Consider the following 16,360-nt stretch of genomic DNA (forward strand, 5'->3'; position numbering starts at 1 on the left):
TATCAATTGAATTGTTTTCGATATGTGCAGAACATATACTTAATACATAAAGAAAGCGCATTCTTTTTATTAATTTTCTAACAAAAAGGAGATCGTATAATGGATAATAAAAAAATTTCAGCATCAATTCTTAAAGGTGTCGGGGGAGAAGCTAATGTAGACAATGTTTATCATTGTGCTACGCGGTTACGTTTTACTCTTAAAGATGATAAGTTAGCGAATAAAGACGGTATCGAAGCATTAGAGGGTGTTATTACAGTTGTAGAGTCTGGAGGGATGTTCCAAGTTGTTATTGGAAATAATGTTAATAATGTTTATGAAGCAATGGTTGATAATTCAAGTTTAGGGAACTCAGATCAACGAAACGATGAGCCTAAAAAGAAACAAGGACTACTAAATTCATTTTTAGATATGATTGCTGGTGTCTTTGCTCCAACTCTTGGTGTGTTAGCAGGTAGTGGATTAATTAAAGGTGTGTTAGTACTGCTAACAAGTTTAGGGGTCTTAACAGATAAGTCTGGGACGTATATCGTACTAAATGCGGCAGCAGATACCTTCTTTTATTTTCTACCAGTATTCTTAGCTTATACAGCTGCTAAGAAATTCAAAACAGATCCGTTTATTGCAATGACGTTAGGTGCCTCTTTAATTTATCCAACAATTGTTGCTGCCTATACAGATAAAATGAGTCTAGATTTTGTAGGTATTCCAGTAATTTTAGCAAAATACACAAGTACAGTAATTCCGGCAATTTTAGCAGTTTGGGTACTGTCATATTTGGAGAGATTTATTCGAAGACATTTACATGAGAGTGTTGTAAATTTATTAACGCCATTTTTCAGTTTGATTATTATGGTTCCTTTGACATTAATGGTAGTTGGGCCAATTGCCGATTATGCAAGTCAATTAATTGCCAGTGGCTACTCGGCTATTTATAATTTTAGTCCAATTCTTTCAGGAGCCGCAATTGGTGGATTATGGCAAGTATTAGTTATCTTTGGGCTACATTGGGGACTCGTACCTGTTATGACAAATAATATTTCTTTTTATGGTCGAGATACTTTGGGACCCGGATGTATGACAGCTGTTGCTGCTCAAGCAGGAGCCGTATTCGCAGTATTTTTAAAGACAAAAGATACAAAATTAAAGTCGTTGAGCTTATCTTCGTTTATAAGTGCTCTGTTTGGAATTACAGAGCCAGCAGTTTACGGGGTTACATTAAAATATAAAAAGCCATTCATCATTGCTTGTTTAACCGGAGCAGTTTTTGGAGGAGTTGCAGGAGCTGCAGGTTCCGCTGCAGTATCTGTAGCCACAAGAAGTGTCCTATCGTTCCCAATTTATATTGGTAAAGGATTTGCTTGGTTAGTAGCTTGTTATTTCTTGGCTATGATAACTTCATGTATTTTGACTTATTTATTTGGATATAAAGATGAAGTCGTAGTAACTGAAGATAAAATTGAAAAGAAGCCAGTTGAATTACATTCACCAGCTAAAGGAAAGATTATTGATTTAATGAATGTTAATGATGCAACTTTTGCAAGCGGAGCATTAGGAGATGGATTTGCTGTCGAACCAACAGAAGGTAATGTTTACAGTCCAATTAGTGGAGAAATTATTTCAGTTTTTCCGACAAAACATGCAATAGGAATAGTTGGTGACAACGGAGCAGAAATTCTTGTCCATATTGGAATTGATACTGTTAATTTGAATGGTAAATATTTCGAATCAAAGGTCCAAGATGGTCAAAAGATTAATGCAGGGGACTTATTGACGACGTTTGATTTGGAGGCACTGAAAGAAAATGGTTATGATCCAACAATTATGGTTATCGTCACAAATAGTAACAGAGTATCTGATATAACCATTAGTGATGATAATGTAGTTGCTACAAACTAGGAGGGATTGCTATGAGTAAATTTCCAGAAGGCTTTATGTGGGGTGGCGCAACAGCTGCTAATCAAGTAGAGGGTGCTTGGAATATTGATGGAAAAGGAATGAGTGTAGCAGATGTAGCTAAATTTAAGCCAAATGTTGATAAAGCAGATTATGTGTCACAATGGCATACTTATCCAGAAGATGTTATTGCGGCAAGAAATACTGATGATGAACAATTGTATCCTAAAAGGCATGGAATTGATTTTTATCATCATTTTGAAGAAGATATTGCTTTATTTGCAGAAATGGGTTTTAAATGCTATCGATTATCGATAGCGTGGTCACGAATCTTTCCAAATGGTGATGAGGAAGAACCTAATGAACTTGGATTGGCTTATTATGATAAGGTATTTGCTACGTTAAAAAAATATAACATTGAGCCTATTGTGACACTATCTCATTATGAAATGCCATTGCATCTAGTTGAAGAGTATGGCGGCTGGGCAAACCGACGATTAGTGGAATTTTTTGTTCATTACTCGAAGGTCTGTATTAATCGGTTTAGTCATACTGTTCGTTACTGGTTGAGTTTTAACGAAATTGATAGTGCATTCAGACATGCGTTCACAACTGTGGGTATTATTGAAGAAAATTATTCAAGTAAAATAAAAGCTGAAGAAGCAATTTATCAATCTCTGCATCATCAGTTTTTAGCAAGTGCTTTAATTACTAGGTATCTAAAAGAAAATTATCCAACTAGTGAATTAGGTTGTATGGTAACCAAAACGATGACGTATCCCGAAACGTGTAAGCCAGAAGATATCTATTTAGCACAGAAAGATAATCGAATGAATTTTTTCTTCACTGACGTACAAGTAAAAGGAATTTATCCAATATTTATTCTTAAATATTGGAAAGATAATTATTTTGATATTAAGATGGGCTTGAATGATTTAAAAGTGTTGGAAGAAAATACAGTTGATTTTATTTCATTCAGTTATTATATGTCAATAGTTCAAAGTTCAGAGGCTGATCAAAGAAAAAAAGTGGGCGGTAATTTAACAACAGGTGTGAAAAACCCTTATTTACCTATTACAGATTGGGGTTGGCAAGTTGATCCTAAAGGGCTACAAATATCATTAATTGATTTATATGATAGGTACAATAAACCATTATGGATTGTTGAAAATGGATTAGGATATAATGATAAAGTTGAAGTGGATGGTTCAGTTCAAGATGATTATCGAATTGAATATTTTCGTAACCATTTTCAAGCTATTTCCGATGCCATTGAAGATGGGGTTGATGTTAGAGGATATACCTCATGGGGATGTATTGATTTAGTTAGCGCTTCAACGTCGCAAATGAGTAAAAGATATGGTTTCATTTATGTAGATTTAGATGATGTTAATCAAGGAACGTTAAAACGGACGAAAAAGAAATCATTTGATTGGTATCATGATGTAATAAAATCAAATGGATCTAAATTATAATAAATTACTACTTACTTTAATTTAAAGCATTTTGTAGCCAAAAGGTTATGAGAGGCTTTATTTTTATAGCCTATTATTATTCAATTACGTCGAGTATAATTGGATTTACTAAAGTAATTATTAAAATATCAGAATTTATCAAAGGGGATATAAAAATGCGGGAAGAATTCCAAAGTCAAAATAACGGAACTAATCGTCGGGACAATCACAGAGGTCTTAATAGTTGGTTATCGTTTTTCTTAAGTCTTAGTCTTATCGTTTTGTTTGTGACAAGTGTCTTGAAAATGACAGTCTTGAATCAAAAATATACGGAGGATAAAGTTTTAACGGATGCCAATGTTTCACTTGTGGCAACAGAGATGAATGATGAAATTTCAAATATCGCAGCTTACAATAATATACCAGCGTCAACTGTGAAAAATGCGTTAACGGATCAACAAGCTAAAGATATCGCAAAAACAAGTATTAGCAATGTTTATGCGGGTAAAAAAACGATCATTAATGCAAATGAGATTACGCAACAAGTTGCTAGTAACGTTATGAAAAAAACAGATACATCAAATCTAACGGCTAAGGCAGAAGCCACTAATCTTATTGCTGTATTTAAAAGTAATCTCAGTCGGTATTTAACGAATCAAATTCAAACACCCTATCTATCAAAGGTTTCCACAATGTTTAGTTCTACGAAAGCAACGGTTCAAACATTCTTTTTAGATAGTTTAATTGCGTCAGTTATTTTTGTGTTACTTTTATTAGTTATTAATCGTGCGTTCTTTATTCCTCTTAAATATGTGGGATCTAGCGCAATTTGGAGTGGTATCTTAGTTGCAATTGGAGCAGCAATTGCTTTATATAGTGGCTTGATTGGTCTCGTTTCTGATCGAGCATCAGTCTTTACTGATATTGTGAATAACTATATTAGTGCGACATTCAATACAATGCTAATGGGTAGTTTAATCATGGTTGTCGTTGGATTGATAGCCTGGTTAATTGGTCGTAATAAAAATAGGTAAATAAATAGGTCATCTCAGAATTTATTTCTGAAATGGCCTATTTTTATTTAGAACTATTTCTAAGCGTTAAGGTTGTCCCAATCGTAATGACCTGAGGGATAATATCAGTCATTGCCAGTTGATTGATTAATAGTTCTGCAGCAGATTTTCCCATTTGTTCGGTATATACTTTGACGGAACTGAGTGTTGGGAAGGTGTATTCAGCAATCGAGGTATCATTAAAACTAATTAAACTCAGTTGCTCAGGAACTTTAATTGTAGATTCATTCAAGGCACGTAGGGCACCAACAGCCATTGCATCGTTGGCGATGAATAAGGCGTTTGGCAGATTGTCTGATTGTTCAGCTAATAATTTTAAAGCTAATTGGTAACCAGATTCTGGTGTGAAATCGCCCGTGTAAATCCATTCAGGATGATAATTATGAGCACTTTCTAAGTACGCTTTAAAATGAGTGAAGCGAGAATCAGGGCCTAGATTAACAGCGTCAAACGTACTTTCTTCCCCTGTAATCATCCCGATTTTTGTTAGACCTTGTGCGTTGAAATGGTCAATAACGGCTTTAACAGGCGTTTTGAAATCAGTCATAACGCAACTAATACCAGCGTCTAGTGTATTCATATCAACAAAAACTAAGTTTGAATTCATTTGTTTAAGTTCATTAATTTGAGCAGGACTGTATTTACCAATAATGATGGCGCCAAGTGCGTCAGTTAGTGAATCAAATTGATCATTTTGAAAAAAGCGTGTAATTTCATAACCGAGCTCAAGTAATTTACGTTCAATCCCAATTCGAATAGAAAGATAGTATAAATCATCTAGTTCTTCTTTTTCGGTATACCATTCAATAATAGCAATTTTACCTTGGGCTGTATGTGATTTTTTTTTGTTTTTTGAGTAATTTAACCGTTCAGCTGCCTCGAAAATTCGTTTACGTGTTTCATTACCAACGGATAGTGTTTGATCGTAATTTAATACACGAGAAACCGTTGCATTGGAAACTTTAGCGAGCTGTGCAATGTCTTTAAGTGTTGCCATAATTGCCTCCTAAATAGGTGATTATGCTTATTAGTTTAACATAATAAAAAAGAATAACGTAAAAAGATTGTAATTTTAGTAAATATTTAGTAAAATGAAAGCGGTTAATAAATTGGAGGAAAAATATAATGAATATTAATAATTTAAAGAGTGAATTTAAAGATGTCTATGGTGTCGATGCAGATGCAAGTTACTTCTCACCAGGTCGGATTAATTTAATTGGTGAACATACAGATTACAATGGTGGACATGTCTTTCCAACAGCAATTACTTTGGGAACATATGCAGTTGCAACAAAACGTGACGATACAACCATTAATATCATGTCTAATAATTTTAAAGATGATGGTGTTGTCTCATTTGATTTAAGTGATTTGTCATACCAAAAAGAACATAATTGGGCAAATTATCCAAAAGGGATGATTGTTTATTTGCAAGAACAAGGCTATGTGATTGATAAGGGTCTAGATATTTGCCTTGAAGGTAATATTCCTAATGGCGCTGGCTTATCATCATCTGCATCAATTGAATTGTTGATGGGGGTTATTTTAGAAGATCAATTTAACTTAGAGATTGACCGTGTAGACCTTGTTAAAACAGGGATGATGGTAGAAAATAAATTTATTGGTGTCAATTCAGGAATTATGGATCAATTTGCTGTTGGTATGAGTAAAGCAAATCATGCGATCCTGTTAGATACAAATACGCTTGATTATGAGTTAGTGCCAATTGATTTAAAAGATAATGTTATTATTATTATGAATACGAATAAACGTCGTGAATTGGCAGACTCTAAATATAACGAACGTCGTAGTGAATGTGAAGCAGCATTAGCATTATTACAAGAGAAAAACGATATTAAGTCATTAGGTGATTTAGATAATGCAAGTTTCGATTTACAAACTTACTTAATTCAAAAAGAAAATCTCTTAAAACGTGCTCGTCATGCGGTTTCAGAAAATGAACGAACAATCATGGCTCAAGAAGCTTTGAAAGATGAAGATTTAGTTCGTTTTGGTAAGTTAGTCAATGCATCACATGTGTCATTACAATTTGATTATGAAGTAACTGGGATTGAATTGGATACACTTGCTCATGCAGCTTGGAAACAACCTGGGGTACTTGGTGCACGAATGACTGGTGCTGGATTTGGTGGATGTGCGATTGCCATCGTTGCTAAAGATCAAGTTGACGCATTTGAAAAAGAAGTTGGTAAAATTTACGAAGAAAAAATTGGGTATGCACCAAGTTTCTATTTAGCAGAAATTTCTGATGGCGCCAAAAAATTAGATTAAGCATAAAGAGATAGAGGGAAAAATATGGATTCTAATCAATTAATTGCCAAGTTTGTCGATAAAGTCATTCAATTTGATCCAACAACTTATTCGACAGATGATAAAAATTATTTAGTGAACGTTGTTTTAGACTTGGTTGGCGAGTCAGAGATGCAAGTTTCTGAACCAGTTGACAATACGGTGATTGCTGCTAAAGATGCCTTACTTGATTTAGCGGTTAAGACTGAAAAAATTAATGATTTAGTCGCAGAACAAGATATTTTGGGTGCTAAATTAATGGATTTAGTTACGCCGATTCCAAGTCATGTTAATAAAAGATTTTGGGATTTGTACGCCAAAAATCCAGAGCGCGCATTAGCTTATTTTTATGAATTGAGTCAAGCTAACGACTATATTAAGGTTGCCGCAATTGCGAAAAATATTGCTTATCAGGTGCCAACTAATTATGGTGATTTAGAGATTACCATTAATTTATCTAAACCTGAGAAGGATCCAAAACAAATTGCGCTAGCTAAAACAATGAAACAAACGGGTTATCCTAAATGCCAATTATGTATGGAAAACGAAGGGTATGCTGGACGTTTAGATTTTCCAGCTCGTCGCAACCATCGTATTATCCGATTTAATTTGGGCGAAGCAACATGGGGTTTCCAATATTCGCCATATGCTTATTTCAATGAACATTCAATTTTCTTGGATGAAAAGCATGAACCTATGGTCATTAATAAAAAAACATTCGAAGATTTACTACAAATTGTAAAGCAATTCCCCGGTTATTTTGCGGGTAGTAACGCTGATTTACCGATTGTTGGTGGATCAATTTTAACGCATGAACATTATCAAGGTGGTCGTCATGATTTTCCAATGGCTAAAGCACCAATTAGTCAAGAAATGCATTTTGTCGGGTTTGATGATATTCAAGCGGGAATTGTGAAATGGCCAATGTCCGTTATTCGATTGAACGGTGAAGACTCAGAACGATTAGTTGATTTAGCAGCCAAGATTTTGACGTCATGGCAAGATTACAGTGATGCTGATGCCCAAATTTTAGCGAAAGATGCTGATGGCACACCACATCACACGGTAACGCCAATTGCTCGAATGCATGATGGGCGCTATGAATTAGATTTAGTGTTACGTGATAATCAAACTTCTGCTGAATTTTCAGATGGGATTTATCATCCACATGCTGATGTTCAACATATCAAAAAAGAAAACATTGGGCTCATTGAAGTCATGGGATTAGCCATCTTACCACCCCGTTTGAAAACTGAAATGGCAGAGGTTGAGAATTATTTGATTGATCAACCGAATACAATAGCAGCTTATCATCAAACTTGGGCTGATAAGATTAAGCGAGATAACGGGACAATCTCTAAAGAGACAGTCAACGCGCTTGTGCAAAATGAAGTTGGGAAAGTCTTCATGCGAGTACTTGAAGATGCTGGGGTCTATAAGCAAGATGACCACGGACAACAAGCCTTCGTTAAATTTATGGAACAAGTTTAAAACTAAAAAAGAGTATCGAAATTGGCGATTAAAAGCCAATTCCGGTACTCTTTTTTTAGTTTCTACATAAGAATGGGGGACAACTATTTTTCTAAGAATGCAGTTAGTGTGTCACTGAATTCAGCATAATGTTGGAAGATACCAACGTGACCAGCATCTTTATAAATAACTAATTTGCTGCCAGGAATACGCGCAGCTAAGTCGTATGAATTAGGTGTTGGAACCATTCGATCATTATCACCATTTGCGATTAACGTTGGTTGTGTAATTTGAGATAAATCAGCTGGAGCCTCTTTGCCCCAACGGTTAATTGCTTTTAACTGTGGAAGGTAGGCAGAAATACTAATTGATTTATCGCGATCAACTTTACGTAATTTAAGTTGTTTTAAGAAAGTTTTAGCAGCCATTTTACCGTTTTTTGTACGTGTGAAGAAAAGATAAGTTTTACTATCTTTAAAGGTTACTAATCCGTGCAATATATCGATATTTGTTAGCTTGCTGACTTGATCGATACCTTTTCCACCACGAGGACCTGTGCCGGTTAAGACTAATTTTCTAACTAATCCAGGTTCTTGTGCAACTAATTCTTGAGCGACCATGCCACCCATTGAAAGTGATAAGATATCAACTTTTGAGAAGCCCATCGCATGGATAAACGTGAGGGCATCTGTTGCCATTTCTTGAATGGTATCAGGGACTTTACCGCTAGATAGACCCACACCTTTATTGTCAAAGGCAACTAGCCAGTGTTTCTTAGCTAATGAATCCATTAAACGAGGATCCCAGTTATCTAAGTTTGCTGATAAATGAGTTAATAGGACAACGGGAATACCTGTTTTTTCGCCCATTTCTCGATAAGCAAATGTCGTGCCATCTTGTGTCGTTACGGATAGGTTTGGTGCATCAATATATGAATAATTAGTCATAATGAATCAATCTCCATTCTATAATTTTAAGTTAAAATTTAATTAATACTTTGCCGGTAGGATGACCTGATGAAACGAGTTGTAACGCTTCATTGATAGCATCAATTGAGAAAACTGTTGGGTCAACTTGTGGGACGATGTTATTTGTTTCAATAATTTTTGTCAATTCTCTTAATTGTTCAGCATCTGAGCGGACAAAGATGAAGTGATATTCGACGTCTTTTGCCTTTGCTAATCGATCCAATTTAGCACCAGCTAGTGTGAATAATAATTGTTTCCAGTAAGGTAAGTTGCGGTCAACGGCAAATCTTTTGTTAGGTCCGGATACAAGTGACAATAAACGGCCACCTGGTTTAATGATTGCTAATTCGTGTTCGAACTCATTCGGCCCAAGTGTATCGATAACATAATCGACATTTGATAGAACTTTCCAGTAATCTTCTGTTTTATAATCTAAGTATTGATCGGCACCGATTGCTAATGTTGCTTCTTTTGAACGTGAGCCACCACTGACGATAACGGTTAAGCCGGCTGCTTTAGCAATTGGAATTGCCATTTGACCAAATGAACCAGAGCCACCAGGGATGAAAAGTGTTTCACCAGGTTGTGCGTCTAATTCTTCATGCAATCCTTGGTAAGCCGTAAGACCGGTTAGTGGCGCAGCTGCACCGTGATCAAAATCAAGATTTGTGGGTAATGGTGCAATTGCGTTAGAAGCTACTGCAGCATATTCAGCGATTGCGCCAATTTTTTCAAGTGGAAGTCGTGAATAAACGGCATCCCCGGGTTTAAAATTAGTAACATTTGCGCCCACTGATTCGATAGTTCCGGTTAATTCATTACCGATTGTTAAGGGAAATTTATAAGCTTGAATTAATTTGACGCTACCTGTCATAATGAGTAGTTCTAATGGGTTAACGGCAGCTGTTTTAACTTTAATTAAGACTTCGTTTTCGTTAATAGTTGGAACTGGGATGTTAGTCACTTCTGCTTTTATTTCTTTTGAATATTGGTTGATTTTAGCGGCTTTCATAATTATTTGTCTCCTTTGTCTATGTTAATAAACTGAGTATAAAATAATAAGTAACAAAAATCAATTAATGTAACTTATGGCTATGTTAGGATATAATAAAGACATAATGGAGGTAGTTCAAATGGCTAAATTAACCAATGACATGATTGTGAATATGACTGAACTTTTAGTGGCACAAATGGATACATCAGAAATTAAAATGACACAAATTGCAGATGCACTGAGTGTTTCTCATAGTGCCTTATATAAACATTTTAATAATAAGGAAGACTTGTTGGTAGCTGTGGCAAAAGCTTGGTTTAAACGAACTATTTTAAGTCAAATGACGCTTGATATCGAAACTGGAATGGATAAGGAACAAGTCTTACATGACAAGTTATGGGCTTTTACAAATGCTAAAAAGACAGCATTTAATGAAAATCCGCATATGTTTGAAATAAACACACGCTATGTAGATTCAAATCCGCTAGTTCTTCGAGAGGTTCTTTTTGATATCTTGCAAATGATTGATGAGCTGATGGATTATCATGATGCTCATTTGGAAAGAGCGGAAACCATTCTTGCGGCATTCTCTGTTTTTATGTTACCTAACTTCAAGGAAACGTGGAATTTGCCTAATTATCAAGCACGTTTTGAGCAAATGTGGCAATTAATTGAAAAAGGCATTTAAAGAATGAATTATTAAATTAAGATAAATTTTTTAATCTTAATTTAATAATTCAGTGACAAATAAAATTATGTTTGTTAAGCTATTCTAATGGATTAAGATTAATTCTTGGGGATAAAAGGGGAAATTCTATGTTGGGGGTTTTATGTTAAAATAAGAGGTATGTTATTCTAACTAAAAGCTGACATGTTGATATTGCTGGAAAATTCTCGGAGGCATAAATGTACAAAAAAGATATATTAGATCGACAAGAGCTTTTAATATGTGAAATTATTGAATTGTTATCGTTAAATGAACGTGGTTTATCAAGAAAAGCAATTTGTGACCAATTAAATGTCTCGGATACAGCGCTACGATTCGCGTTGCAACAATTAGATAATGAATTCAATTCAGGCGACGAAGCATTTATGATTATAAAAAAGAATAGTGTTCAATTTGTGGGTAGAGGTAAAATGAATTTTTACGAGGCTGTTTATCGGTACGTTAAAAAATCAATTAATTACCAAATCCTGATGGCTTTTTATCATAATGAAAGTAATAGTGTTGAACGTTTAAGTCTGAGTTTAAATGTTAGTGAATCTTCTATCTTTAGACGAATTAAACAATTAAATAATTTATTGTCTGAGTTTGATATTCAAATCGCACATGGTGAGATAGTTGGCGCTGAAATGCAAATTAGATTCTTTTATTATTCATTGTTTTTAGCAACTGATTTTAAATACGATGACGCAGCAGAAGCAGGCGTTATTCTTGATTTTATCAAAATATTTGAAGACTATTTTGATTTCAATGCGAATGATGGTAATTTGATGAGAGCAAAAATCTGGGTGAAAGTCAGCGTCCATCGAATGACAAGTAAGCCGCAAGATAATCTGACAGTGCCTGAAGTTTTAGCAAACATGATTATAAATAATTCATTATTTGATCAAGTAGAAGAAAAAATGACTGATATTTATGCACAATTTACCAATAAAATTGATATTTATTTTGAGAGTGCGGCGTTCTACGCTTGGACGACGGCGTTTATTCCAATTCCTTCAAGTGCATACCTATCTCGTGATTTCATTGCAGTTAACCGTGCGAATAATACGGAACTTCAACAAGTTGTTGAATATTTAGAACAAGGCCTTGAATCTAAATTAGATATTAAAATTATTGGTGGAGACGTTAGTGAATCATTATACCCACTCTGTACCGAAGCATTTTGTTTTCGGGGCATCATGGATACGGTAGGAACCTATATGATGAATAGTTTCCGGAAAAAATATTCTAATGATTTGGTTCGACACCGTGTTGAAACAGCTATGGATGAATTGATTGATAACGTAGAATTAGATAAAAAGTGGTCTGATTTTTATCGACGTTACCGTCAGGAATTTATTGAAGAAATTGTTGAAATCTTTAGTGCCAAATTACTCGAAAAAGAAAGAATGTTAACGGTTGGTATTGATTTAAATGCGAATGAACGAATTAAAGAGTTATTTGTTAGAAATACCAGTCAGAATTTGAACGTTAATTTACGCGTTAATGTAAGCACTTATGACTCTATGCATCAATACGATATGGTTGTGACTAATTTTATGGATAAAAGCTATAAAAATAATGCACTTGATAAGTATGTGATTACAGCATTGGGTCGGGACAGTGATACATTGGAGATTGAAAAAAAATTATTAGACATGACTAGAAAGCACAATCATTAAAAATGATGGTATGTTTTTTTTTGATAGTACAACCCACGGTATTTTCGGTATAATATATAACATAGAGTATTAATAAGAGATATTCGTGGGGGATTTCTTTTTGGAACGTTGTTACACAGTGTCGAAAAGTGGTAAAACAATTATTTATTACAAAATAAAAAGGCGATTATAATTTAACGATTATAATCACCTTTTTTTTATGTGCTGCTAAGTATGATAAGATAGAGAATAAACGCTATGACGAGAAATGAAGGATGACAACATGCAATTTACGCTGACAAATAATGGTGAAGGTACAATTAGTTTAAAAAAATTTTTAATTGAGGTTGGCGTTAGTAAACGATTAATCGCTAGAATTAAACAAGGCGAAGGCCAAGTGCGTGTTAATCAAAAGAATGAATATTGGGATTATCAACTGATTGATGGTGATGAAGTTGTGTTGACGTTACCAGAAGAACCCAACAATGATGTTATTCATACAAGTAATGAGCCATTAACGATTGTTTTTGAAGATGAAAACTGGTTAGTTATTGATAAACCAGCTGGAATGGTAACTGTGCCAGGTCCATCAAATGAAGACACAACATTAGTTAACCGAGTTAAGGGCCATTTGATTGCAACGGGCTCAAGTAGCTTGGTGCCACATGTCATTACGCGTTTAGACCGCTTTACAAGCGGATTAGTTTTATTAGCTAAACATGGTTTTGCTCACAGCTTAATTGCGACTCAGTTGAGCAATGGTCAGTTAGAAAAATCATACTTGGCAATTGTTACAGGTAATGTTAAAAGTGATCAAGGCGACATTAAAGAACCAATCGGTAAAAAGGAAGGCGAAATTCGTCGTTCTGTTATGGCTGAAGGGAAACCATCAGAAACAACCTATAAAGTTGTGACGAGATTCCCAGAGTACACATTAGTTGATGTAAAATTAGTGACGGGACGGACGCACCAGATTCGTGTTCATTTTGATTTTATTCACCATGCTTTGGTGGGGGATGCTTTATATGACGGCCCTATGGACAAAGGCATTGAAAGACAAGCCTTGCATGCAGCTAAGTTAAGTTTTGAAGATCCATTTACTGGTAAAAAATTAGCTTTTGAGTCAGAACTTCCAGAAGACATGGCACGTTTACTAAAATAGTAATGTAAGATTGATTATTTGGATAAAGTGATGAATATGTATTGTATTTCGCAAGCTTTTTCTTTATTATTAATTATAGTTATAATTAATTTGTGAGAGTATTTTAAGTGAGGAAATAATAAATGAAAAAGATGATTATTCGAGGCGGTAAAAAACTGTCCGGCGAAGTAATAATCGGTGGCGCGAAGAATAGCACGGTTGCATTGATTCCTGCAGCTATTCTTGCGGATACACCTGTGCATTTTGACAGTGTCCCCGATATTTTAGATGTGCATAACTTAATGAAAATATTAGATCAAATGAATGTTAAATCTGAATTTAATGCAGGCAACTTAATGGTAGATCCAACCATGATTAAAGACGAACCATTACCTGGTGGTGCAATTAAAAGTTTAAGAGCTTCTTATTACTTTATGGGTGCCTTATTGGGTCGATTTGGTCGTGCAGTTGTCGGATTTCCTGGTGGTGATAATATTGGACCACGTCCGATTGATCAACACATTAAGGGATTTAAAGCGCTTGGAGCTGAAGTGATTGAAGAAGATGATGCCGTCATTATCACGAGTGGCCCTGAAGGATTAAAGGGTGCCCGTATTTTTATGGACCTTGTTTCAGTGGGGGCAACAATCAATATTTTATTGGCCGCTGTTCGTGCAAAAGGAACAACCGTTATTGAAAATGCTGCCAAAGAACCTGAAATTATAGATATTGCGACGTTCTTAAATAACATGGGTGCACATATTCGTGGTGCGGGTACCGGTGAAATTAGAATTCAAGGTGTTGATAGTTTGAAGGCCGTTAATACGCATACGATTATTCCAGATCGTATCGAAGCGGGCACTTATTTATCATTGGCAGCTGCAATGGGTGAAGGCGTATTGGTTAAAAATGTCATCACTGAACATTTAGATTCATTTTTAGCTAAACTTAGTGAAATGGGTGTTACTTTTACAGTCAATGAAGATAGTATTTTTGTTCCTGGTGGCGATAAGATTGTGCCAATTGAAGTGACAACCTCACCTTATCCTGGTTTTGCAACTGATTTACAACAACCTATTACTGCAGTGATGCTTAAAGCAGCAGGAGAAAGTCGCATCATTGACACGCTCTATCCTGAACGTGTTAAGCACATTCCCGAAATGCAACGAATGGGCGTTAAAATTGAATCAAAAGAGGGCATTATTTGAATTAACCAATCAACTGAACTAACCGGTCAAACGGTTTACGCTGATGAAATTCGGGCTGGTGCCGCATTATTAGAAGTTGCGCTGATGACTAATGGAACAACCATAATTGAGAAAGCTGAGAATATTTTGCGTGGGTATGATTGTGTTGTCCAAAAAATGACAAACTTATCTGCTGATGTTGAAATTATCGATGAAGATTAGGTGATCAAATGAGCGATTTTTTAACAATGGATGAATTAAAAGATAAAACGCTTAAAGAAATTTATGGTTATGCACAAGAGTATAAAATAAAATATTATAGCCAAATGAATAAAAAAGAATTGTCTTTGGCAATTTTAAGAACACAAGCAAAGAAACAAGGCTTTATTTTGATGGAAGGTGTCTTAGACATCATTCCCAATCAGGATGGGTTCGGCTTTTTGCGTTCAATTAACTATGGACCATCACAAGAAGATATTTATATTTCAGCTTCTCAAATCAATCGGTTTAATTTGAGGAATGGTGATTTAGTTGGCGGGAAAGCCCGACCACCTAAGCCTAATGAACGTTATTATGGACTGATGCATGTGGATACGGTTAATGGTAAGAATCCGGAAGAAGCCAAAGAACGTCCGCATTTTCCAGCGCTTACGCCGCTATATCCTGATCGACAATTAAAATTAGAAACAACTAGCCAAAATTTATCAACACGGTTAACTGATTTATTTGCACCCATTGGGTTTGGACAGCGAGGGATGATTGTAGCACCACCTAAAGCAGGGAAAACAACTTTGCTTAAGGAAATTGCGCAAGGAATTACTGAAAATCATCCTGAAGTAAAATTAATTGTGTTATTGATTGATGAACGTCCTGAAGAAGTGACTGACTTAGAACGTTCAATTAAAGGGGATGTTGTGTCATCGACATTTGACCAACAACCTGAGAATCATGCGCGTGTTTCTGAATTGGTTTTGGAACGTGCAATGCGATTAGTTGAAGATAAGCAAGATGTTGTTATTTTAATGGATTCAATTACACGATTGGCTAGGGCCTATAATTTAACGATTCCGCCAAGTGGACGGACATTGTCAGGTGGGATTGATCCAGCTGCCTTTTATCGGCCTAAAAAATTCTTTGGTGCAGCACGTAACATTGAAGAAGGCGGAAGTCTAACGATTCTAGGGACTGCTTTGGTTGATACGGGTAGTCGAATGGATGATGTTATTTATGAAGAATTCAAAGGAACTGGAAATATGGAATTGCAACTTTCAAGAGACCTTGCTGAACGCCGTATTTTTCCTGCCGTTGATTTGAAAAAATCAAGTACACGGAAGGAAGAACTCCTTCTACCTAAAAAAACAATTGAGGAACTATGGCAGATTAGAAAGACAATGTCTGGTGATTCACTTGCTGCCACAGAACGAGTCATTCAAAAAATGAAGAAAACTAAAAATAATGTCGAATTTTTAAAGGGTTTAACAAAAGCAAGCAAATAAAATT

12 protein-coding genes and 1 pseudogene are annotated in these 16,360 nt (G+C 35.3%); 10 read left to right on the plus strand and 3 right to left on the minus strand.

Translation table 11 applies throughout. The features are described 5' to 3' along the window. Positions 1–99 precede the first annotated feature (99 nt). The 3 genes from ACVPPR_RS01785 to ACVPPR_RS01795 all read left to right on the plus strand — a co-directional run bounded on the left by ACVPPR_RS01785 (position 100) and on the right by ACVPPR_RS01795 (position 4,384). Entirely contained in the window at positions 100–1,899 is a 1,800-nt protein-coding gene (locus ACVPPR_RS01785; RefSeq protein ID WP_462298297.1) for a beta-glucoside-specific PTS transporter subunit IIABC, read from the plus strand. Positions 1,900–1,910: 11 nt separating this feature from the next. Beyond that, positions 1,911–3,371, plus strand: a complete 1,461-nt coding sequence (locus ACVPPR_RS01790; protein ID WP_462304491.1) for a glycoside hydrolase family 1 protein — start codon at positions 1,911–1,913, stop codon at positions 3,369–3,371. Positions 3,372–3,526: 155 nt separating this feature from the next. Beyond that, complete coding sequence (locus tag ACVPPR_RS01795) at positions 3,527–4,384, plus strand: hypothetical protein (protein WP_462304492.1); 858 nt, start codon at positions 3,527–3,529, stop codon at positions 4,382–4,384. A gap of 43 nt (positions 4,385–4,427) precedes the next feature. On the opposite strand, the gene ACVPPR_RS01800 is transcribed toward ACVPPR_RS01795, so the two are convergent. After that, complete coding sequence (locus tag ACVPPR_RS01800) at positions 4,428–5,420, minus strand: LacI family DNA-binding transcriptional regulator (protein ID WP_462304493.1); 993 nt, start codon at positions 5,418–5,420, stop codon at positions 4,428–4,430. Between the two features lie 128 nt (positions 5,421–5,548). On the opposite strand from ACVPPR_RS01800, the gene ACVPPR_RS01805 reads away from it, so the two are divergent. Both ACVPPR_RS01805 and galT read left to right on the plus strand, forming a co-directional pair. Next, complete coding sequence (locus ACVPPR_RS01805) at positions 5,549–6,715, plus strand: galactokinase (protein ID WP_462304494.1); 1,167 nt, start codon at positions 5,549–5,551, stop codon at positions 6,713–6,715. 24 nt (positions 6,716–6,739) lie between these two features. Continuing rightward, the gene (gene galT, locus ACVPPR_RS01810; RefSeq protein ID WP_462304495.1) at positions 6,740–8,224 is read left to right on the plus strand and encodes a UDP-glucose--hexose-1-phosphate uridylyltransferase; all 1,485 of its coding nucleotides are present in this window, start codon (positions 6,740–6,742) and stop codon (positions 8,222–8,224) included. 83 nt (positions 8,225–8,307) lie between these two features. On the opposite strand, the gene ACVPPR_RS01815 is transcribed toward galT, so the two are convergent. Further along, complete coding sequence (locus ACVPPR_RS01815; protein WP_462304496.1) at positions 8,308–9,150, minus strand: alpha/beta fold hydrolase; 843 nt, start codon at positions 9,148–9,150, stop codon at positions 8,308–8,310. 31 nt (positions 9,151–9,181) lie between these two features. Beyond that, positions 9,182–10,183, minus strand: a complete 1,002-nt coding sequence (locus ACVPPR_RS01820) for an NADP-dependent oxidoreductase (protein ID WP_462304497.1) — start codon at positions 10,181–10,183, stop codon at positions 9,182–9,184. Between the two features lie 121 nt (positions 10,184–10,304). On the opposite strand from ACVPPR_RS01820, the gene ACVPPR_RS01825 reads away from it, so the two are divergent. The 5 genes and pseudogenes from ACVPPR_RS01825 to rho all read left to right on the plus strand — a co-directional run bounded on the left by ACVPPR_RS01825 (position 10,305) and on the right by rho (position 16,356). Beyond that, positions 10,305–10,853 (plus strand): TetR/AcrR family transcriptional regulator, encoded by a 549-nt coding sequence (locus ACVPPR_RS01825; RefSeq protein WP_462304498.1) that lies wholly within the window; start codon positions 10,305–10,307, stop codon positions 10,851–10,853. A 218-nt stretch (positions 10,854–11,071) separates the two neighbouring features. After that, on the plus strand, positions 11,072–12,553 hold the full coding sequence (locus tag ACVPPR_RS01830) for a helix-turn-helix domain-containing protein (RefSeq protein WP_462304499.1): 1,482 nt from the start codon (positions 11,072–11,074) through the stop codon (positions 12,551–12,553). A gap of 262 nt (positions 12,554–12,815) precedes the next feature. Then, positions 12,816–13,694: an RluA family pseudouridine synthase gene (locus ACVPPR_RS01835; RefSeq protein ID WP_462304500.1), complete on the plus strand. Its 879-nt coding sequence runs from the start codon at positions 12,816–12,818 to the stop codon at positions 13,692–13,694. 122 nt (positions 13,695–13,816) lie between these two features. Next, positions 13,817–15,082: pseudogene (locus ACVPPR_RS01840) on the plus strand (UDP-N-acetylglucosamine 1-carboxyvinyltransferase). 8 nt (positions 15,083–15,090) lie between these two features. Continuing rightward, positions 15,091–16,356: a transcription termination factor Rho gene (rho, locus tag ACVPPR_RS01845; RefSeq protein ID WP_462298320.1), complete on the plus strand. Its 1,266-nt coding sequence runs from the start codon at positions 15,091–15,093 to the stop codon at positions 16,354–16,356. Positions 16,357–16,360 lie beyond the last annotated feature (4 nt).

It is taken from the genome of Dellaglioa sp. L3N, assembly GCF_054941095.1.